The following is a 19,797-nucleotide window of genomic DNA, read 5'->3' on the forward strand; positions in this document are numbered from 1 at the left end:
AAGGCCTTTGATCCTTAGTCCGCAGCGTCCTCCTAGCGCTCGAATCGATAGATCAGGTCTACCGACTGTTCCGTCGTCCCGGAGGCGGTCTCGACGCTCAGGTTGCGGGTCAGTTCGTAGCGCAGCAGGACCTTCGATGTGTTGTCGAACAGCCCGATGGAGTAGCGCAGCAGCAGGCGCGGCGAGAGGTACAGGCCCAGTGTCAGCGCGCTTTCGTCCAGCCCGCCCTCGGTGTCCAGCTCCACCTCGTCCAGGCCCAGTTCGCGGCCGATGCGTTCGGTAATCACGGCCCCTTGTTCCAGCCCGTAGGCGGCTGCGGCAGCAGCGATCATGTTGCCATCGGATTGCGAGGCGCCGGATAGGGGGCGTCCAGTCAGCAGGTAGGACATCGCCTCGGTCTCGTCCATCGGCGGGTCCGAGATCACCCGCGAGCTCAGGTTGTCCGGCGTGCCGCGGATCTCCAGCCCGACGGTCACGTTGTATTCGCGCACGGTGCGTACCGCGCGCAGGTCCAGTTCCGGGTTCTCCGCCGGCCCCTGGAAGACCAGGCTGCCGCGTTCCACCCGCAGGTCCTGGCCGTAATCGCTGTACTCGCCTTCGGGGATCGTGATCTCGCCGAACAGTTGGGTCGGTTGCCCGGTGACCTCCTCGACATCCACCTCGCCGGCGAAGCGTGCGGTCAGGCCGAAGCCGTCGAAGCGCACGTCATCCCCCAGGCGGATCCGAATGCGGATGTCGGTCTTGAGCCCCTGGGCCTCCGTGATCTCCTCCCCGAGGATGATCTCGTCGCCGGAGACGCGGATCGCTCCGGGCGGCAGATCCGGCGGACGGATGCGCGCCCAGGGCAGGAAGACCTCGCCGCGCACACGAATGCCGTCGTCGGGGGTAAAGACCAGTTGCAGGTCCGGCGTGATGCGGGCCTCCGCGTCTACGCGGTTGACGACCAGGAAGTCCTCGCCGGTCAGGCTCAGCTCGGCACGGGGCCCGGCGTCGGCGAGGTCCACGTGACCGTTGAGGTCGATGCCGCCGTCCCCGGACTCCAGGCGGCCGGTCAGGGTCAGCTGTTCGGCCGAGACCACCCAGCCCGTGATCTCGGGAATGACGATATCGATGCCGGCCTCGGGGATCAGGACCCCGCCGTCGCGGAACGCCACTTCGCCCTCCACCAGTGGCGCGTCCAGTCGTCCGCCGAAGTCCAGGCGGGCGTTGAGCGAGCCACGCAGGCGCTGGATCTCGGGGCTCAGAGCCGCGAGCCACGACAGGTTATCGAGGTGCGCCTCGAAGTCGCCGTCAATACGCAGGTCGTCGCCGTCCGGGCGCAGCTGGATATCGCTGCGCGCCGTCCCGCCTTCCAGGAAGTCGAGCCGCAGGGAGGCGTCCACGTCGCGATCGCGCACCCGGGCGGTCAGCCGCACATCGCGGTAGGGCACCTCCTCCAGGTCTCCGTCCTCGTCGCGCACGACCAGGTGGCCATCGGTCGGGGTCACGGTCAGGTCGGCCGTCACGGTGCCATCGGCTTCCATACGGCCGCTGGCGTCAGCATTCAGCTGGCCCGCGATAGCGAGTTCCGGCGGCAGGAAGGGTTCCAGCCAGGCCAGGTCCACCGCCCGGGCCTCGGCGCCGAACTCGGCCCCTGTCGACGTACCCCAGTCCCCCTCGACGCACAGCCGTCCGTCGTCGCGTGCCAGGCACAGGCGCTCCAGCCGTGCATCTTCCGGCCCGCCTTCCAGTGCGACCGGTTCGGTCAGTTGCCAGGGGCCCCCCGCGGGTTGGTCCAGATCCAGCCGTGCGATCTGGCCGCGCCAGTGCAGGGTGTCGGGGTTCAGTTCGCCTTGCAGCGCCAGATCCAGCGAGCCCAGATCCCCGGCATCGGCCGCCAGTGTGACGCGATGCCCGTCGATGCGACCGGAGGCCCCCAGGCGCAGGGTCTCCACGCGTGTGCCGTCGGCCAGCCCGAGGCCGGTCAGGCGCAGGTCGATCTCGGCCGGGGCGGCGACCTCGAGGCCGGCGTCGGCCCCCAGCTCCAGTTGCTCCAGGGTGATATCCGCGAGTCGCAACCCCGCACCGGTTCCGCGTGCCGCCACGCGCGGCCGATCGGGTTCTCCGGTGATGTGTGCATCGAGCTCCAGTCGGCCGGCGAGGTCGGGCCAGACCCGATCCAGCTCCGGGGCATCCAGGCGCAGCTCGAAGTCCAGGGCCTCGGTCCATTCGCCGTGGGCGGTCAGGGTGTTCCGGCCCAGCGCCAGGTCCAGCTGGTCCACTCGTAGATGCTCCCCCTCCAGCTGCAGTTGGCCCTGACCGGATACGGACTGGTCGCGCAGCGTACCCTCCAGCCGTTGGAGTTGGGCCTGCACGCGGGGGGTGCCGTCGGCGTCGAGGTGCCCCTGGCTGAGCAGGGCGAGGGCGATCTGGCCGGGGGCCTCGGCGACCACCAGCGACGGATCCAGCCCGTCGCCTTCCAGTGCGAGGTCCCAGCGCAGGCCCTCGGACCAGTCGAGATCCCCATTCAGGGCGAACCGGGCACCTGTGTCGGTGGCGAATTGCAGCCGCTCGATCTCGCCACCCGTCTCGGTCAGCGCGATCAGTGCATCGCCCGTGATGTCGATCCCGCGCAGTCGGGCGCGCACTGGGTCCAGGCCAAGCTGCGCGCTCAGGGCGCCGCTGGCGGGGGCGTAGTTGCCGTCCAGCACGAGTCGCAGTTGCTCGATCTGCCCGTCCAGCTCCGAGTGCAGGCGCGCCAGATCCGGGGCCTCCAGATCCAGTCCGAGGTCGAAGACGAGGCGGTGATCGGGGTCGCTCAGGTCGCCCGCGAGGCCCGTGGCCGAAGCGTTCAGGTCCAGCTGCGCGGTATCGCGGATCGTCAGGTGCGTGTCCTCGATCCGCGCCTGACCGTCGACCAGCCAGGCGTTCAGGCTGCCGGTGATGGGTTCCCCCTCGTAGTGCCCGGTCAGCTCGTCAAGGCTGACGCTCGCGTCCAGGGCCGCCAGAGGCGGGGTGTCGGTTCCCAGCGGCAGGGTGCCCTGCAACCGTCCCTTCAGGCGTTCGACCGCGGCATCGAACTCCAAACCCATTCCGGACGTGGTCAGGTCCTCGGCCTCCAGGGTGAGGTCCCAGTCCAGGGTGTCGACAAAGCGAATGGGCCCGGCGAGCGTGACCCGCCCGGCCTCGGACTCGATATCCAGGGCTTCGATCTCCAGCGATTCGAGGTCCCCGTGCGCCCGGGTGTTCAGCACAAGCCGTGGCCAGGGTGTCAGGGTGGCCGCGGTCTGCAGATTCAGCGCCCAGTCCTCCGGAGTCCCCTGCAGGTCGAGGCGGCCGCCCTCCAGGGCGATGTCCTGTTCCGGATCGAGGTGGTAGGTGAAGGGTTGCCACTGCGCCGCCAGTTCCAGCGCCGGGGTGGTGAACAGTTCGTGGGTGCTGGCCTGCAGGTTCAGCTCGATCCCGGCGCGCAGGTCATGTTCGAGCTGCACGCGTTCGCGCAAGGCCCCGGTGATCTCCAGTTCGCCACGCGCCTCGTCCGTGCCCAGGCCCTCGGCCAGGGCCACGGGCAGGGGCGCTTGCCACTGACCCCGCAGGTGCACGGGGTAGTCATCATTGGCTTCGAGCGATCCGGCCAGCCGGGCCCGGATCTCCGGCATGTCCAGCTCCAGCGCGTGTAGCTCGATGCGCGAGCCGCTGGCCCGCGCATCGGCCGTCAGTCGGGTGACCGAGGCCAGGGGTTCGCCCGCCAGCAGGATCTCCATGTCCTCCACCTGGAGCTGGCCCAGGCGCACCGCCAGCGGCAGCCGGAAGGAATCGGGCAGGGCGAAGGGTTCGTCCGCGGGTGGCGCATCCGGGTCGGGTGGTGGCAGGTCCACGCGCAGCCTGGTGACGGCCAGTATCCGGATGTTCAGCTCGCCGCGGAGCAGGCTGCGGGCGCTGATCCCGACGCGCCCGGTGGGCAGGTCGATCACCGGGCCGTCGGGCAGCGCGAGGTGCAATCCGTGCAGGTGCAGCTCGGTGAACAAGGTCCCCTCGACCCGGTCGATGCGCAATTCGACGGGGGCCAGGCGCTCGCCCTGTTCGACCAGCCAGCGGGTCCCCGATTCGGTCGCGAGCAGGGCCCCGAGGGTGCCCAGCAGGATGATCACCAGGGTAAGGACCGTGGAGAGCCCCCACAGTGTGCCGCGCAACAGGGGTTTCAAAGGTCCGGACCCATGGAGAAGTGGATGCGAAAGTCATCGTCCGAGTCCGGTCCGTGGGCCAGGTCCACTCGGAGCGGGCCGACCGGGGAGCGCCAGCGCACACCGACCCCGACGCCGTAGACGGGGTCGAACTCGTCCCACTCGTTGACGACGTTGCCGGCGTCGACGAAGGCCGCGGCGCTCCAGTTGCCGACGACCGGGTAGTCGTACTCGAGGCTGCCCACTACCTTGTGGCGTCCACCAATCACGTCGCCGCTGTCGTTGCGTGGCCCGACCCGCTGGTAGCCGTAGCCACGGATGCTGGCATCGCCCCCGGCATAGAAGCGCAGAGAGCTGGGGAGGTCGCTGACCGAGTCCACGTCGGTGAAGCCGGCATCCACGCGGGCCAGCACCCGGCCGGTGCCGAGGCCGCGGACCACCTTGCCGCTGGCCAGGACCTGGGCGAACGAGATGCTGGACAGGATCTCTTCGCGCGCGCCCTGAACGGTGGTCTCGAAGCGGTAGCCGCGGCGCGGGGTCATCGGTTCGTCCGCTTCCATGCGGCTGATCCGGTAGGACGGGATCAGCAGGTTGCTGCGCCCGCTGTCATCCTCGCCGGCGGTGTAGTCCTCGTACTCGTAGCGCAGCCCCTCGGTGGTCTGCCAGCCGCTGCGGCGCTGCAGGACCCGGTTGGCGCCGACCTGGAAGCGATCGGACTGCTGGGTGTCGGTGTCTTCCGTGCGATAGGTGGTGAACAGGTTCAGGCGTTCGCGCAGCGGGTCGCGCAGCGGGATCTCGTAGTTGTAGCCGATCCCGGAACGCACCGGCGACGCCTCGATCTCGGCCTGGTAGCGATGGCCGATCCGGTTGGCGTAGCGATGTTCGTAGCGCAGCCGGATACGCGGGCCGATATCGGTGGAGTAGCCGATGCCGGCCTCGTAGCTATGGCGTTTGCGCGGCTCCAGTTCGACCAGGATCGGGACCTGCAGTCCCTCTGCCGCGTCGCGTTGCGGGCGTACACGGACGCCGCCAAAGTAGCCGCTGTCGTTCAGATTGCGCTGCAGCGCGATGATCTGCGCCGAGCTGTACGGGTCACCCGCCGCGAACGGCACCATGCGCTGGACGAAGTCCTCGGAGAGGATGTCCTGGTCGATGTGGACCCGCCCCACGCGGTAGCGATCCCCGGTATCCATGTGCAGGCGGATGGTCGCGCTGCGGGTGTCGCGGTCCACCTCCAGGCGTCGGGTGTGGAGATCGGCGTCGAAATAGCCGCGATCCGACGCGATCCGCGTCATGCGGTTGCGCAGGGCCTCGTAGCGATCATGGCGCAGGGTGTCGCCCTCGCGGATCTCGGTCTGGCTGAGCACGGCCTCGAAGCCGAGATCGCCGGCTCCTTCGCCGGTGATCTGCAGGTCCACCTGCTCCACCGTGGTCGGCGGGCCGGGGTCCAGGGTGATGCGGATGTCCCAGCAGGCCTCGTGGCGTTCGAAGTCGAGAACCAGCTCGGGGTCGTAGAAGCCGATCGCCCGCAGGGCATCGGTGGCGCGCGCCTCGGTGTCGCGCAACACGCGGCCCTCGCGAAACCCGGGCAAGTCGCAGGGGTGGCGCGCCAGGTTGATGCTGTTGCGGATATTGCTGCGCTGAGCGTCGGTACCCCCCTCGATCTGCAAGCCGGGGGTGGAGCCATCCTGCGCACCGGCCGCCCCCGGGATGCCCGCCAGTGCGACGAGCAGCATCGCAACCACGCCCAGCCCGGTGCGGGCCGGGCGGCGGACAACAGGGGCGCGGGCGTGGGTCATGAAACGATGATAGCGGTTGCGGAAAGGGGAGCGTGTCGACATCGGAACGCGCGAAATCACGCGAGTTCCCGCTGGGCCTGCACCAACGACCCTGGCGGGCTGCGGAGCGCGCCAGGGTCAGGAGGCCGGGCAGTCGACCCCGCTGCCGCGCGAGAACACTACCAGGTGGGTGAAGTCGAGGCGCAGGCGCACGTGCTCGCCGATGACGAAATTGTCGTGGCTGGGCGCCATGCACAGCACGCTGAGGCCGTCCGGCAGGCGCAGGGTGTAGAGGAAGTCCGCCCCGCGGAAGGCCTTGTCGAGGATCTCGGTGCGGATGGTGCCCGCTTCGTTGTCGATCGCGATGTCGTCCGGACGCACGAGGACGTCCACGGCGGTGCCGGGCGGCAGCTGTTCCGACAGCGTGCCCTCGATCTGGCCAAAGGCGGTATCGACCACGTGTTCGGCGCAGACCATGCCGGGGATCAGCGTACCCTCGCCGACGAAGTCTGCGACGAAACGATCCGCCGGGCGATGGTAGAGGTTGTAGGCAGTGTCCCACTGGGCCACGCGGCCCTGGTGGATCACCGCGATGCGATCGGCGAAGGCGAAGGCCTCGTTCTGGTCGTGGGTCACGAGGATGGCGGTGGTGTTCTCCGCGCGCAGGATGCGCCGGACCTCGCGGGCCAGTTCGCTGCGTAGCTCCACGTCCATGCTGGAAAATGGCTCATCCAGCAACAGCAGCTTGGGCCGCGGGGCCAGGGCCCGGGCCAGGGCGATGCGTTGCTGCTGACCACCGGACAGGGCGTGCGGGTAGGACTCGCCATAGCCCGGCAACCCCACCAGCTTGAGGAGCGAGCGGATGCGCTCGTCACGATCCTTGCGGCTCCAGTCGCGGATGCCGAAGCCAATGTTGTCGGCCACGCTCAGGTGCGGAAACAGGGCGAAATCCTGGAACACCATGCCGACCCCGCGCTTCTCCGGCGGGATCGTGCTGCGGGCATCGCTGACGCTTCGCCCGTCCAGCTGGATGCTCCCCGCCATCAGGGGCTCGAAGCCGGCGATCGCCCGCAACAATGTGGTCTTGCCGCAGCCGGAGGGGCCCAGCAGGCAGCCGATCTGGCCCTTGGGCAGGGCCAGGGATACCTGATGGACCACGGCGGTACCGTCATAGCCGATATCCACTCGATCCAGGGCGATCAGCGGGGTATGGGGCACCTGCAGTGTGGTTTCGATGGGCTGGGTCATGGCGTATTCGTCGTGCCTGCGGGCATGGCGAGGGGTTTTTGCGGCGATTCTTCGTCCGCCGCGCGGGTCGGGCCCTGCTGGCCGGGGCGCGAGCGGCCGATGGTCACGGACAGCAGGATAACGGGAACCAGCCCGACGAGCACGATGGCCAGGGCGGCGCTGGAGGATTCGGCCAGGCGCTCGTCACTGGCCAGCTCGAAGGCGCGCACCGCGAGGGTGTTGAAGTCGAACGGGCGCAGGATGAGCGTCGCCGGAAGCTCCTTCAGGACATCGACGAAAACCAGCAGCAATGCCGTCAGCAGGGTGCCGCGCATGATCGGCAGGTGTACCCGGGTCAGGGTTTGCAGCGGGCGCATCCCCAGCGAGCGGGCGGCATCGTCCATGCTCGGCTGGATCTTGCCCAGCCCGGCCTCGACCGTCTGCAGCGAGACGGCGAGGAAGCGCACGGCATAGGCGAACAGCAGGGCGAACAGCGTGCCCGACAGCAACAGGCCGGTGGATACCCCGAAGGTGTCGCGCATGAAGCCGTCCAGGGCGTTGTCGAAGGCGGCGAACGGGATCATCACGCCGATCGCGATCACGATGCCGGGTACCGCGTAGCCCATCCCGGCGACGCGCACGGCAGCCGCGGTGAAGCGCCCGCCCTCCATGCGCCGCGCATAGGCAAGGACCAGGGCCAGGGCGACCGCGATCACGGCCGCGGCGATGGCCAGCCAGAAGCTGTTGAAGACCAGCCGCCCGAAGGCCGGGTTCATCCATTGTTCGGTGGTCTGCACGGTCCACAGTCCGAGCTGGAGGGCCGGCAGCAGGAAGCCCAGCAGGACCGGAAACAGGCAGCCGAGGAAGGCCGCGGTGGCCTTCCAGCCGCGTAGCTGGTAACGCGGCAGGGTCGAGTAGCGGCGGCTGGTGTGATGGAAGCGCGCCTTGGCCCGCGACCAGCGTTCCAGCACGATCAGTACGAATACGAAGGTCAGCAGCACGGCCGCGAGCTGGGCCGCTGCGGCCGGGTCGCCCAGGGCGTACCAGGTGCGGAAGATGCCGGTGGTGAAGGTGCTCACGCCGAAGTAGGCGACCGTGCCGTAATCGGCCAGCACTTCCATCAGCGCAAGGGTCAACCCGGCGATGATGGCCGGGCGCGCGAGCGGCAGGGCGACCCGGCGAAAGCCACCGAAGGGGCCGGCGCCCAGAGTGCGGGAGACCTCCAGCACGCAGACCGACTGCTCGAGGAAGGCGGCGCGGCTGAGTAGGTAGACATAGGGGTAGAGCACCAGCGTCAGCATGGCCATGGCGCCGCCCAGCGAGCGGATCTCGGGGAAGTAGTACTCGCCGTATCCCAGTCCCGTGAGCTCACGGATCAGGCTTTGTACCGGACCACTGAAATCCAGCATGCCGGTGTAGGTGTAGGCAATGATGTAGGCCGGCATGGCCAGCGGCAGCATCAGTGCCCACTGGAAGATCGAACGGCCGGGGAACTCGCACACGCTGACCAGCCAGGCAACCGGCACCCCGATCACCAGCACCCCGATCCCGACGCCAATCAGCAGGGCCAGGGAGTTGACGACATAGTCCGCGAGGACTGTCTCGCGCAGGTGGGTCCAGACCTCGCCGGCGGGGATGAACACGTGCCCGAAGATGACCAGGATCGGCAGGGCGAGTGTCAGCGCTACGACGATGGCGACCGCCGACCACGGGCTGAACGGCAGGCGCTGGCGAACCGCAGGATTCGCAGGATTCGCAGGCGTCGCGGGCGGGTTGGTGGTCTGGGCGGTCATGGATTGCGAATAATAAAGGTTCTTGTTTCGAATACCACTATGGCCGCCTTGTGACTGGCGGATTGTCGAGGCCATGTGCCGCGACCCCGGTCGCTACACCGCGCCTTATGCCCGGCCCTGTGCCCTCCGCGCGTTCTGTGGTGCCCAACAGAACGCCCCCGGAGGACCGGGGGCGAGAGTGAGTGGGGTGTCGTGGACGAGCATCAGCGCCAGCGGACGCGGTCCATGATGCGTACGGCCTCGGCGTTGTGGTTGCCCAGACGGTAGAGCTCGATGTCGTCGGACTGGAATTCGCCGAAACTCTGGAGGATGTCGCTGGCCGGTACGTCGTCGCGGATCGGGTATTCCTGGTTGACCTCGGCGTACCACTCCTGCGCCTCGGTGGAGGACAGGAATTCCAGCAGGCGAATCGCGTTGTCCCGGTTCGGGGCATGCGCGGTGACGCCGGCGCCACTGATATTCACGTGGGTGCCGCGGCCGTCCTGGTTGGGCCAGAACACCCCGATCTGCTCGGCGACTTCGCGATCACGGCCCTCGCCGTCCAGCATCAGGCCCAGGTAGTAGGTGTTGGCAATCGCGACGTCGCAGACCCCGTCGGCCACGGCGCGGATCTGATCGCGGTCACCGCCCTGCGGCTGGCGTGCCATGTTGGCCACGATCCCGGCGGCCCAGTCCTGGGCGGCCTCGGCGCCCTCGGTGGCGATCATCGCTGCCACCAGCGACTGGTTGTACACGTTGCTGGAGGAACGGATGCAGATCCGGCCCTCCCATTGCGCATCGGTCAGGGCCTCGTAGGTGGAGAGTTCCGCCGGGTCCACGCGGTCCTTGTGGTAGAGGATGGGGCGCGCGCGCGACGAGAGGCCGAACCACTGTCCGTCCGGGTCGCGGTAGCGCTCCGGGATATTCTCGCGCAGCACGTCCGATTCGACCGCCTGCAGCACGCCGGCCTCGCTGGCCTGGTGCAGACGCGCCGCGTCCACGGTGATGAAGAGATCGGCGGGTGAGTTGCGGCCCTCGTGGCGCAGGCGCTGCAGCAGGCTGTCCGCCCCGCCGGTCACCAGATTGACCGGGATGCCGGTCTGATCAGTGAAGTCGTCCAGCAGCGGCTTGATCAGGTTTTCCTGGCGCGCCGAATAGAGGTTGACCTCGTCCTGGTCGGCGGGGCTGCAGCCGACCAGGGGCATGCTGACGGCGATGGCGGCGGCCGTGGCGATCAGCCAGGCAAACGGGCGAAAGTTCATGGCGAGCGATCCTCGTGTGGATTCATGCGGCGGATAGCCGTGTAGACGAGAACGATTGTTATTTGTGTTCTCATCCAAGTCAATACCCCGCGACCGGTACGTGGCATGGGCTGGCCTCCCCGGGTCGCAACGCTGATACGCTTGGCACATGGACAAGCCCCTGCCCGAATCCCCCGCTCGCCTGTCGCCGCCGCTGGAGCAGGAGGTCCGCGATCTGCTGGCCGAGCTGGACGAAAAGCTCGCCTGGCCGGATACCCTCCTGGCGTCGACGCCGGCCCCGTTCGCCTTCAGCCACTACCTGGTGCAGACAGTGCGTCAGCATCCAGAGTACTTGCTCGAGGCGCTGGATCCACACGGCCAAATACCGGCTTGTGACGATGCGGACTTCGAGCGCACGCTGCAGGCGCGCCTGGGGGCCGTGACCGACGATGCCGGGCTGCGTCACGCGCTGCGCGAAACGCGGCATCGCGAGATGATCCGCATCGCCTGGCGCGACCTGGCCGGGCACGCCGACCTCGACGAGGTCATGCACGACCTGAGCCGTCTGGCCCGCTCCCTTATCGAGGGTGGCCTGCAATGGCTGGACCGCCATTTGCAGGAGCGTTACGGCCAGCCGCGCAGCCCCGCGGGCGAGGCCCAGTCCATGGTGGTTCTGGGGCTCGGCAAGCTGGGTGGCAGCGAGCTCAACTTCTCCTCCGATATCGATCTGATCTTCGCCTTCGAGGAGGCGGGGGAGACCGATGGCAAGCGCGTGATCGAGAATCAGGAATTCTTCCAGCGCCTGGGGCGCCAGCTGATTGCAGCGCTGTCGGACGTGACTGCGGACGGCTTTTGCTATCGCGTGGACATGCGCCTGCGCCCGTTCGGGGATTCCGGACCGCTGGTGATGCACTTCGACGCGATGGAGGACTACTACCAGGCCCACGGCCGCGAGTGGGAGCGCTACGCCCTGATCAAGGCGAGTCCGCTGGCGGGCGACCCGGACGCCGGCGCGCGCCTGATGCGCCGGCTGCGCCCGTTCATCTACCGGCGCTATCTGGACTACGGCACGCTGGCCAACCTGCGCGAGCTGAAGCAGATGATCAACGACGAGTCGGCGCGGCGCGGTCGATTCGAGGACGTGAAGCACGGCGAGGGCGGGATCCGCGAGATTGAGTTCATCGCGCAGTCGTTCCAGTTGATCCGCGGGGGGCGCGACCAGGGGCTGCAGCGGCGTGACCTGCTGGGCGTGATGACGGCATTGCAGGAGCGCGACCTGCTGCCCGGCTATGCCGTCGAACAGCTGGAGCGTTCCTATCGCTTCCTGCGCCGGGTAGAGAACCGTCTGCAGATGCTGAATGACCAGCAGACCCACCGTCTGCCCTCCAATGGCCAGGACCGGCATCGACTGGCACTGTCGCTGGGGTTCGACGACGAGGCGGCCTTCGAGATGGCGCTGTTGCGCGAGCAGCGGCGGGTGCATGCTCACTTCGAGCAGGTATTCAGTGCCCCGCAGCGCGCGGACGGGGAGGCCATGGAGGCCTCGCCCGAGACCGGGCGCGAGCAGCAGCTCAATCGTTTGTGGCAGGGCTCGCTGCCGGAGGCGGATGCCCGGGCGGTGCTGGAGGCGATGGACTTTCAGGATGCGGACGAGGCTCTGCGCGGGATTGCCGATCTGCGCGAGAGTCCGGGCGTGCGCGCGATGAGCGTGACCGGGCGCCAGCGCCTGGACCGCCTGATGCCGTTGCTGATCGGGGCGATCGCGGAGATGGATACGCCGGATGCGGTATTGCCGCGAGCGCTGCAGATGGTGCGCACGATTGCCCGGCGCTCGGTGTACCTGTCGCTGCTGGTCGAGAACCCCCTGGCGCTGTCGCAGCTGGTCAAGCTGGTGGCCGCCAGCCCGTGGATCAACGAGCAGTTGACCCGCCACCCGGTGCTGCTGGACGAGCTACTGGACCCGCGCGCGCTGTACGCGCCGCCCGATCGTGACGGGCTGCGCGAGGAGCTGGAGGCCGAGCTGGCGCAGTTCCCCGGGCAGGACCACGAGCAGATGCTGGACCGGCTGCGCCAGTTCAAGCAGGTGCAGACGCTACGCGTGGCGGCCGCTGACATCATGGGCTTTCTGCCGCTGATGAAGATCTCCGACCATCTGACCTGGCTGGCCGAGGTGCTTCTGGAGCGGGTGCTGCAGCTGGCCTGGGACAAGATGGTGGAGCGCCACGGCGAGCCGAAGTGCGGGGCCACGGATGCGCGCCGCGTCGCGCGCTTTGCGGTGATCGGGTACGGCAAGCTGGGTGGCTTCGAGCTGGGCTATGGTTCGGACTTGGACGTGGTGTTCCTGCACGACAGCGAGGGCGACGAGGCGCAGACCGCGGGGCCCAAGGTGATCGACAACACCGAATTCTTCGCCCGCGTCGCCCAGCGGGTGGTGCACCTGCTGGGGGCCTTCACCCCGGCGGGCCGCCTGTACGAGGTGGATACCCGGTTGCGCCCCAGTGGTACCGCGGGTCTGCTGGTCAGCGGCTTGCAGGCGTTCCGGCGTTACCAGGACGAGTCGGCCTGGACCTGGGAGCATCAGGCGCTGGTGCGTGCGCGCTTCGTGACCGGGGATACCGAACTGGGCGAGCAGTTCGATGCCCTGCGTCGCGAGGTGCTGACTCGTGAAAGGGATACCGATGCACTGCGCGCCGAGGTGGTCGAGATGCGCAACCGCATGCTGGCCGAGCACGCCTCGAAGCGGGGCCACGGCTTCCATCTCAAGCGCGACCGGGGCGGTATCACTGATATCGAATTCATGGTTCAATACTGGGTTTTGGTATCTGCTCACGATCATCCCGCCGTGTGTGACTGGCCGGACAAGATCCGCACGCTGGATGCACTGGGGCGCGAGGGCGTGATCGACGCGGCATTGAGCGAGGCGCTGGCGGATGCCTACCGCGATCTGCGCAACCGCATCCACCGCCTGACGCTGGCGGGCCTGGACGCCCGGGTCGAGAAGCCCGACGACGAGCTCTGCGCCGTGCGCGATGGCGTGATCGATGCCTGGAATGACCTGTTCGGCGAGCCGGAATCGGCCGCGAACGAGACCACATAGAGGAACAAGACAATGTCGATGGCCGACCGCGACGGGGTGATCTGGCTGGACGGGCAGATGGTGCCCTGGCGCGAGGCGAAGACCCACGTGCTCACCCACACGCTGCACTACGGCATGGGGGTGTTCGAGGGCGTGCGCGCGTACAAGACCGAGCGCGGCCCCGCGATCTTCCGCCTGCAGGACCACACCCGGCGGCTGTTCAACTCGGCCAAGATTCTCGGCATGACCATCCCCTATACCGCCGAGGTGCTGAACGATGCCCAGATCGCGTCCGTGCGCGACAACGGGCTGGAAAGCGCCTACCTGCGCCCGATGTGCTTCCTCGGCTCCGAAGGCATGGGCCTGCGCGCCGACAATCTCCTGGTGCATGCGATGGTTGCGGCCTGGCACTGGGGCAGCTATCTGGGCGACGAGGGCATCGAAAAGGGGATTCGCATTCGCACCTCCTCTTTCAGCCGGCATCACGTCAACGTGACCATGTGCAAGGCCAAGGCCAACGGCAACTACATGAACTCCATGATGGCCCTGCAGGAGGCCACCCGCTGCGGCTACGACGAGGCCATGCTGCTGGATACCGAGGGCTACGTGGCCGAGGGCAGCGGCGAGAACATCTTTATCGTGCGCGACGGCGTGTTGTTCACCCCGGACCTGACCTCCGCGCTGGACGGCATCACCCGCCGCACGGTCATCGAGCTGGCGCACGAGGAGGGCCTGGACGTCATCGAGAAGCGCATCACCCGCGACGAGGTGTACATCGCCGACGAGGCCTTCTTTACCGGTACCGCCGCCGAGGTGACCCCGATCCGCGAGGTCGACGACCGCCCGATCGGCTCCGGCACCCGCGGACCCATCACCGAGCGCCTGCAGTCGCGCTACTTCGATGTGGTACAGGGCCGGGACAGCCGCCACGAGGGCTGGCTGACCTTCGTCTGAGACGCCCAAATTTTCCGTCAACCGGATGCGAGAAAAACCATGGTGAACCCCGATACCGCCCACCACCAGGATCAGTACCCGACCGCGAACGCGCAGACCGAAATCACCGTCACGCGCAAGGACCTGCCGCTGCACTGCCCCACGCCGACGATGGCGCTGTGGTCCTCGCACCCGCGCGTCTTTCTCCCGATCGACGAGACCCCCGACGGCCGCTACCTGTGCCCCTACTGCGGCACCCAGTTCACCCTGAAAGACGACGACTAGTCGCGTGTATGACACGCTGACCGGTCGCGGGCACATTCCGGCTAGTCCTGTTCGGGCCAGCGCTCACCCCCGATGAAGCTTTCCCTTCCCTCATTTGATCAGGCCCGTGTGCTGGTGATCGGCGATCTGATGCTAGACCGCTACTGGCACGGCGGTACGGACCGCATCTCCCCGGAGGCGCCGGTCCCGGTCGTCCACGTGCGCGACATCGAGCAGCGCCCGGGTGGCGCCGGCAACGTTGCCCTGAATCTCGCCGCCCTCGGTGGCCATGCCGATCTGGTCGGTGTTACTGGCGAGGACGAGGCGGCCTCCGAACTCGCCGGGCTGCTCGAGGGCGCGGGCGTGGCCTGCCATTTCCGCCGCCAGCCGGGCGCGGCCACTATCACCAAGCTGCGCGTCATCAGCCGCCATCAGCAACTGATCCGCCTCGACTTCGAGGACGGCTTCCCGGGTATCCGTGCCGCCGACCTGCTGCCGCAGGTCGAACCGTTGCTGGCGGGCTCCGGCGCAGTGGTCCTGTCGGACTACGCCAAGGGTGCGCTGCGCGACCCCCAACCCTTGATCGAGGCTGCGCGCGCCGCCGGGGTGCCCGTGCTGGTGGACCCCAAGGGGCGCGATTTTTCTCTCTATCGCGGTGCGACACTGATTACTCCGAATCTGACCGAGTTCGAGGCCGTGGTTGGTCGTTGCGCCGACGAAGCCGAGCTGGTCGCGCGTGGCGAGGCGCTGGCTCGCGACTGCGGCATTGACGGGCTGCTGGTGACGCGCGGCGAGGATGGCATGAGTCTGATTCGTCCGGGCGCAGTTCCGGTGCATCTGGGAGCTCGGGCGCGTGAGGTGTTCGACGTGACCGGCGCCGGCGATACCGTAATTGCGACTCTGGCGGCCGGGCTCGCAACCGGCCTGGAACTCCCCCAGGCAATGGCCCTGGCCAATATCGCGGCCGGTATTGTGGTGGCCAAGCTGGGTACCGCGACCGTCAGCGTTGCGGAGTTGCGTCGAGCTTTGCAGGACCAGGAACAGACGGGGCGCGGCGTGTTGACCGAGGACGAGTTGCTTCGCGCAGTGGCGGATGCCCGGATGCATGGCGAGCGCATCGTGATGACCAATGGCTGCTTCGATCTTCTGCATGCCGGCCATGTCGCCTATCTCGAGCGTGCACGCAGTCTGGGCGACCGCCTGATCGTGGCGGTGAACGATGACGAGTCCGTGCGCCGGCTGAAGGGTGAAGGGCGACCGGTGAACCCGGTTGAGCAGCGTATGGCCGTGCTTGCTGGCCTTGCGTCGGTGGACTGGGTCGTCCCGTTTTCCGAGGATACGCCGGCGCGTCTGGTCGGGGAGATCCTTCCGGACCGACTGGTCAAGGGTGGCGACTACCGTCCGCAGGACATCGCCGGGCACGATGCGGTGGTTGCGCACGGCGGACGCGTGGACATCCTCGACTTCCTTGATGGTTGCTCGACCTCGTCGATGATCGAGCGCATGCGCAAGCCCGCGGACTCCTGACGGACCGCTGCCCTGCACGTCGCTTTCCCCGCCTTTCGTGCGCCGCGTACAATGCGGCGCATCCCCAGCTTTTTCAGGAGTCGTCCCCGTGATCATCGTTACCGGCGGTGCCGGATTTATCGGCAGCAATCTGGTCAAGGAACTCAACCGTCGTGGTCGCACCGACATTGTCGTGGTCGACAACCTGACCCACGGCCAGAAGTCGCTGAACCTGACCGACTGCATCATCGCGGACTATCACGACAAGGAAGACTTTCGCGACCTGATCGAGGCCGATGCCCACCTGGGGCCGGTGGAGGCGGTGTTCCACATGGGCGCCTGCTCGGCCACCACGGAGTGGGACGGGCGCTACATCATGCGCAACAACTTTGCCTACACCCGCGAGCTGTTCCACTGGTGCCAGGATCGTCGCATTCCGTTTATCTATGCCTCCTCGGCCGCGGTGTACGGCGGCAACGACACCTTCCGCGAGGAACCCGCTCACGAGCGCCCGCTGAATGCCTACGGCTACTCCAAGCTCGCGTTCGACCAGTACCTGCGCCGGCACATGGACTCACTGACGGCCCAGGTCGTGGGCCTTCGCTACTTCAACGTCTATGGTCCGCGCGAGGGCTACAAGGGGGGGATGGCGAGCGTGATCCATCACTTCAGCAACCAGTTGCGCGAGGGCAATACGGTCCGCCTGTTCGAGGGCTGTGATGGCTATGCCGATGGCGAACAGCGCCGCGACTTCGTCGATGTCCGCGACTGCGTGAACCTGAAGCTGTGGCTGCTGGAACATCCCGAAGTGAATGGAATCTACAATTGTGGGACCGGGCGCGCGCGGACCTTCAACGACATGGCGCGTGCGACGATCGACTGGTTCGGCCGCGGCGAGATCGAATACATCCCGTTCCCGGATCACCTGAAGGGCCGCTACCAGAGCTATACCCAGGCGGATCTGTCGCAGCTGCGTGCGGCCGGCTGCGACCTGGAGTTTCACGATATCGAGGACGGTGTGCGCGCCTACCTCGATGCGGTCGCGGCCGACCAGGCCGACTGACCCCGGAGAAGGACCATGACTGACCAGCCCCTGCATCGCGTTCGCGCGGACGAGTACGAAAGCCCCGGTGATCGCCTGGAACGCTCGCTGGAAGAGGGCCAGGTGCTGCTATTCGAGCCGGGGCGGCTGCCACTTCCGAACGAACAGGACCTGGCGTTTCTGCGAGACGAGGTCGGCCGGCTGCTCAGCCTGAAGAACATCAGCTATCACCCGCATGGCGACTTTATCAGCGGCCTGAAAAACGAGGGCGATGCCGGCGAGCGCGTGCGTCGCATCCTGCGCGAGTATGGCGAGCGGGTGGAGGGTTTTCTAGGGCACTTGCTGCCGGGGTTCACCAGCGGCTGGAGCCCGCGCAAGATCAACTTCCGCCCAGTGCAGGAGAAGGGCCGGGTGATCAAGCGACACTCCAATAACGAGCTGCTGCATGTGGACGCCTTTCCGGCCGGGGCCACCCACGGCTGGCGGCCGCTGCGCTTCTTCACCAACATCAACCCGGAGGAGGCGCGCATCTGGCGGGTGGCCGAGGAATTCGGCGAACTCTACCGCCAGTTCGGCGGCGCCGCCGGCATCGCCCCGCCGCCGCGCCTGCGTCAGGGGCTGGCGGAGCGCGCCTGGACCGGCAGTCTTCGGGCGTTGTCCGCCCTGAACCTTCCGCAGCTCGAGGTGGTCGGCGACACCTCGCCCTATGACCGCGCGATGCGGCGCATGCACAACTGGATGAAGGACAGCGACGATTTCCAGAATGCCCCCGGCCGCGGGACCGAGCTGGCGTTCGAGCCCTACCACAGCTGGTGTGTGCTGACCGACCAGGTCAGCCATGCCGCGCTCTCTGGCCAGCACGCGCTAGTGGCGACGTTCTATGTGCGTCCCGAGGCCTGCCATCTGCCCGAGCGCTCTCCGTGGGGAGTGCTGGAGGCTGCCGGCCGGGCCGCCTGAGCGTGGAGGGGCGCCAATGGCGTCGCGGGCGGGTCCGCGTGCTTTTTGATGCCGCGTTGCCCGCATCCCCCGAGCCCTGGTGGTTCGACTTGTCCGGACTGGAAAGCCGCGGTCTGGTGACCGGTCGTGGAGGCGGGCGCGGCAGCGTCGTGTTCTTCCGCAGCCCGCTCGAAAATGGCGAGGAGTGGGTTCTGCGTCACTACATGCGCGGAGGCACAATCGCCCGAGCTCTCGGTGATCGTTACCTGTGGCAGGGCCTTGACGATACGCGACCGTGGCGCGAATGGTTCTATACCGCGCGCTTGTTCGACGAGGGTTTGCCCGTACCGCGGCCGGTGGCCGGGCGGGCGGTGCGGCTCGGGCCGCTGTACGCTGCGGACCTGATCACGGTTCGAGTTCCGGGCGCGCGTTCGCTCGACGAGAACCTCGGCGAGGCCGGGGTCCCCGATGCGACGTGGCATGCAGTCGGGGCCTGCATCCGGCGTTTCCACAATGCCGGGCACTGGCATCCGGATCTCAACAGTCGCAATATCCTGGTGGCCCCCGAGGGTACGGTTTCGATCATCGACTGGGATCGCGGCCGGTATCGTGCAGGCACGGATGGTGACTGGCGGGAAGCCAACCTGCAGCGACTTCGGCGCGACCTGGAAAAGCGCCTGCGAATTCGCGAACGCTGGGTCTACACCGACGCCTGCTTTGCGCAGTTGCGCGCCGGTTACGAGGCAGGGGCGCCCTCGGACGGTTGATCGGTGATCTCCGGCGGCAGGGCGCGCGGGGCACCGGCAGTCATCAAGGCGTCCAATCGTTCGATCACGTCCTCCGGGCGAATCAGTTCCATCACGCCGGGGCGTTCGATCTTGGTCCCCCAACGGATCTCGCTAGCCGGTTTGCCCAGTTCGCGGCGTGCTGCCTCGTCATAGCGATCCACGCACCACTGGCCGCTGTAGTAAGGGCGGGCCCGGGCGGGGTTGGTGCAGGCATACAGCCCAATTACCGGCGTGCCCATGGCGTTGGCCATGTGGGCGGGGCCCGAATCGGGGCTGACCACGGCCGTGGCGCGTCCCAGGATGGCCAGCATTTCCTTGATCGATGTTCTCCCGGTCAGGTTTTCGTGCTGTTCCTGGCTTTGTGCCAGCACCGCCTCGCCCATCTCTTGTTCGCTTCGGGACGGTCCTCCAGTGATCAAGACCTTCAAGCCGTGGGCCCGCGCTGCGTGGTCGGCGACCTTTGCGCAGCCCTCGGCAGTCCAGTTGCGCAGGCTGTGACTGGAGCACGGGCTGATCACCAGGGTGGGGACATCGTCCGGGATAAGCTCGCGAGCCCGTTCAGCCGCGTCATCCGGCACGGGGATGTCCCAGACCATGTGGCGCCGGGCGAGCCCCAGGGCCTCGATGAAGCTGAAATAGATGTCAATCACGTGCTGCCCGGGGTGCGGGGGGATGCGCGCGTTGATGAACAGCCCATGCAGGTCGCGCGAACGGGCGCGGTCATAGCCCAGGCGCAGGTCGGCGCGGATGCCGCGGCTCGCGATGTTGGCGCGCAGAGCGAACTGATTGTGCAACAGCACATCGAAGCGCCGGCCTTTCATTTGTTGCCACAGCGCGCGGTAGCCGGCCCATCCTGCGCCCTTGTCGAAGACCACGAACTCCACACCCGGGATGTCGCCGACCAAGGCGCGTTCGGCCTTGCCGACGACCCAGGTCAGACGGGTCTGCGGCCACTCGCGCTGAAGCGTGCGAACGACCGGAGTCATGTGGGTGACGTCGCCCAGCGCGGAAAAGCGCAGGATGCACAGCGACGCCGGCGGATCGCTCAGGGGGAGTTGCGGAGGCATTTCC

13 protein-coding genes are annotated in these 19,797 nt (G+C 67.6%); 7 read left to right on the forward strand and 6 right to left on the reverse strand.

Annotated elements, in window-relative coordinates; all coding sequences use genetic code 11:
- Window positions 1-32: 32 nt before the first annotated feature.
- The 5 genes from F792_RS0107210 to F792_RS0107230 all read right to left on the reverse strand — a co-directional run bounded on the left by F792_RS0107210 (window position 33) and on the right by F792_RS0107230 (window position 10,202).
- Window positions 33-4,172: a translocation/assembly module TamB domain-containing protein gene (locus F792_RS0107210; RefSeq protein WP_018168994.1), complete on the reverse strand. Its 4,140-nt coding sequence runs from the start codon at window positions 4,170-4,172 to the stop codon at window positions 33-35.
- Between the two features lie 8 nt (window positions 4,173-4,180).
- Entirely contained in the window at window positions 4,181-6,004 is a 1,824-nt protein-coding gene (locus F792_RS0107215) for an autotransporter assembly complex family protein (RefSeq protein WP_018168995.1), read from the reverse strand.
- Window positions 6,005-6,079: 75 nt separating this feature from the next.
- The gene (locus tag F792_RS0107220; protein WP_018145216.1) at window positions 6,080-7,189 is read right to left on the reverse strand and encodes an ABC transporter ATP-binding protein; all 1,110 of its coding nucleotides are present in this window, start codon (window positions 7,187-7,189) and stop codon (window positions 6,080-6,082) included.
- Complete coding sequence (locus F792_RS0107225; RefSeq protein WP_018168996.1) at window positions 7,186-8,961, reverse strand: iron ABC transporter permease; 1,776 nt, start codon at window positions 8,959-8,961, stop codon at window positions 7,186-7,188. Before F792_RS0107225 ends, F792_RS0107220 begins: the two co-directional genes overlap by 4 nt.
- A gap of 203 nt (window positions 8,962-9,164) precedes the next feature.
- A complete protein-coding gene (locus F792_RS0107230; RefSeq protein WP_018168997.1) occupies window positions 9,165-10,202 on the reverse strand; it encodes a Fe(3+) ABC transporter substrate-binding protein in 1,038 nt (345 codons plus the stop codon).
- Between the two features lie 148 nt (window positions 10,203-10,350).
- Here F792_RS0107230 and glnE point away from each other — a divergent pair, with 148 nt between their 5' ends.
- The 7 genes from glnE (at window position 10,351) to F792_RS0107265 (ending at window position 18,705) form a co-directional block, all read left to right on the forward strand.
- Window positions 10,351-13,278, forward strand: a complete 2,928-nt coding sequence (gene glnE / locus F792_RS0107235) for a bifunctional [glutamate--ammonia ligase]-adenylyl-L-tyrosine phosphorylase/[glutamate--ammonia-ligase] adenylyltransferase (protein WP_018168998.1) — start codon at window positions 10,351-10,353, stop codon at window positions 13,276-13,278.
- Window positions 13,279-13,290: 12 nt separating this feature from the next.
- Window positions 13,291-14,211, forward strand: coding sequence for a branched-chain amino acid transaminase (locus tag F792_RS0107240; protein ID WP_018168999.1), 921 nt, complete (start codon window positions 13,291-13,293; stop codon window positions 14,209-14,211).
- A 39-nt stretch (window positions 14,212-14,250) separates the two neighbouring features.
- Window positions 14,251-14,475: a zinc-finger domain-containing protein gene (locus F792_RS0107245; RefSeq protein WP_018169000.1), complete on the forward strand. Its 225-nt coding sequence runs from the start codon at window positions 14,251-14,253 to the stop codon at window positions 14,473-14,475.
- Between the two features lie 72 nt (window positions 14,476-14,547).
- Window positions 14,548-15,981: a bifunctional D-glycero-beta-D-manno-heptose-7-phosphate kinase/D-glycero-beta-D-manno-heptose 1-phosphate adenylyltransferase HldE gene (gene hldE / locus F792_RS0107250; protein WP_026182083.1), complete on the forward strand. Its 1,434-nt coding sequence runs from the start codon at window positions 14,548-14,550 to the stop codon at window positions 15,979-15,981.
- Window positions 15,982-16,069: 88 nt separating this feature from the next.
- Window positions 16,070-17,023 carry an ADP-glyceromanno-heptose 6-epimerase gene (rfaD, locus tag F792_RS0107255; protein WP_018169001.1) on the forward strand — a complete coding sequence of 318 codons (954 nt, stop codon included), beginning with the start codon at window positions 16,070-16,072 and terminating at the stop codon, window positions 17,021-17,023.
- 15 nt (window positions 17,024-17,038) lie between these two features.
- Window positions 17,039-17,959 (forward strand): Kdo hydroxylase family protein, encoded by a 921-nt coding sequence (locus F792_RS0107260; protein ID WP_018169002.1) that lies wholly within the window; start codon window positions 17,039-17,041, stop codon window positions 17,957-17,959.
- Between the two features lie 2 nt (window positions 17,960-17,961).
- Entirely contained in the window at window positions 17,962-18,705 is a 744-nt protein-coding gene (locus tag F792_RS0107265; protein ID WP_018169003.1) for a 3-deoxy-D-manno-octulosonic acid kinase, read from the forward strand.
- Here F792_RS0107265 and F792_RS0107270 read toward each other — a convergent pair.
- Window positions 18,675-19,793 carry a glycosyltransferase family 9 protein gene (locus F792_RS0107270; RefSeq protein WP_018169004.1) on the reverse strand — a complete coding sequence of 373 codons (1,119 nt, stop codon included), beginning with the start codon at window positions 19,791-19,793 and terminating at the stop codon, window positions 18,675-18,677. The two genes, F792_RS0107265 and F792_RS0107270, sit on opposite strands and share 31 nt — an antisense overlap.
- Window positions 19,794-19,797: the final 4 nt, after the last annotated feature.

The organism is Thioalkalivibrio sp. ALMg9, from assembly GCF_000380625.1.
Lineage (GTDB): Bacteria > Pseudomonadota > Gammaproteobacteria > Ectothiorhodospirales > Ectothiorhodospiraceae > Thioalkalivibrio > Thioalkalivibrio versutus.

Bases quoted from the DNA above. Each gene is read 5' to 3' on its own strand.
- F792_RS0107215 (WP_018168995.1), bottom strand. From the start codon at position 6,004: ATGTCGACACGCTCCCCTTTCCGCAACCGCTATCATCGTTTCATGACC.
- F792_RS0107220 (WP_018145216.1), bottom strand. From the start codon at position 7,189: ATGACCCAGCCCATCGAAACCACACTGCAGGTGCCCCATACCCCGCTG.
- F792_RS0107225 (WP_018168996.1), bottom strand. From the start codon at position 8,961: ATGACCGCCCAGACCACCAACCCGCCCGCGACGCCTGCGAATCCTGCG.
- F792_RS0107230 (WP_018168997.1), bottom strand. From the start codon at position 10,202: ATGAACTTTCGCCCGTTTGCCTGGCTGATCGCCACGGCCGCCGCCATC.
- glnE (WP_018168998.1), top strand. From the start codon at position 10,351: ATGGACAAGCCCCTGCCCGAATCCCCCGCTCGCCTGTCGCCGCCGCTG.
- F792_RS0107240 (WP_018168999.1), top strand. From the start codon at position 13,291: ATGTCGATGGCCGACCGCGACGGGGTGATCTGGCTGGACGGGCAGATG.
- F792_RS0107245 (WP_018169000.1), top strand. From the start codon at position 14,251: ATGGTGAACCCCGATACCGCCCACCACCAGGATCAGTACCCGACCGCG.
- hldE (WP_026182083.1), top strand. From the start codon at position 14,548: ATGAAGCTTTCCCTTCCCTCATTTGATCAGGCCCGTGTGCTGGTGATC.
- F792_RS0107260 (WP_018169002.1), top strand. From the start codon at position 17,039: ATGACTGACCAGCCCCTGCATCGCGTTCGCGCGGACGAGTACGAAAGC.
- F792_RS0107270 (WP_018169004.1), bottom strand. From the start codon at position 19,793: ATGCCTCCGCAACTCCCCCTGAGCGATCCGCCGGCGTCGCTGTGCATC.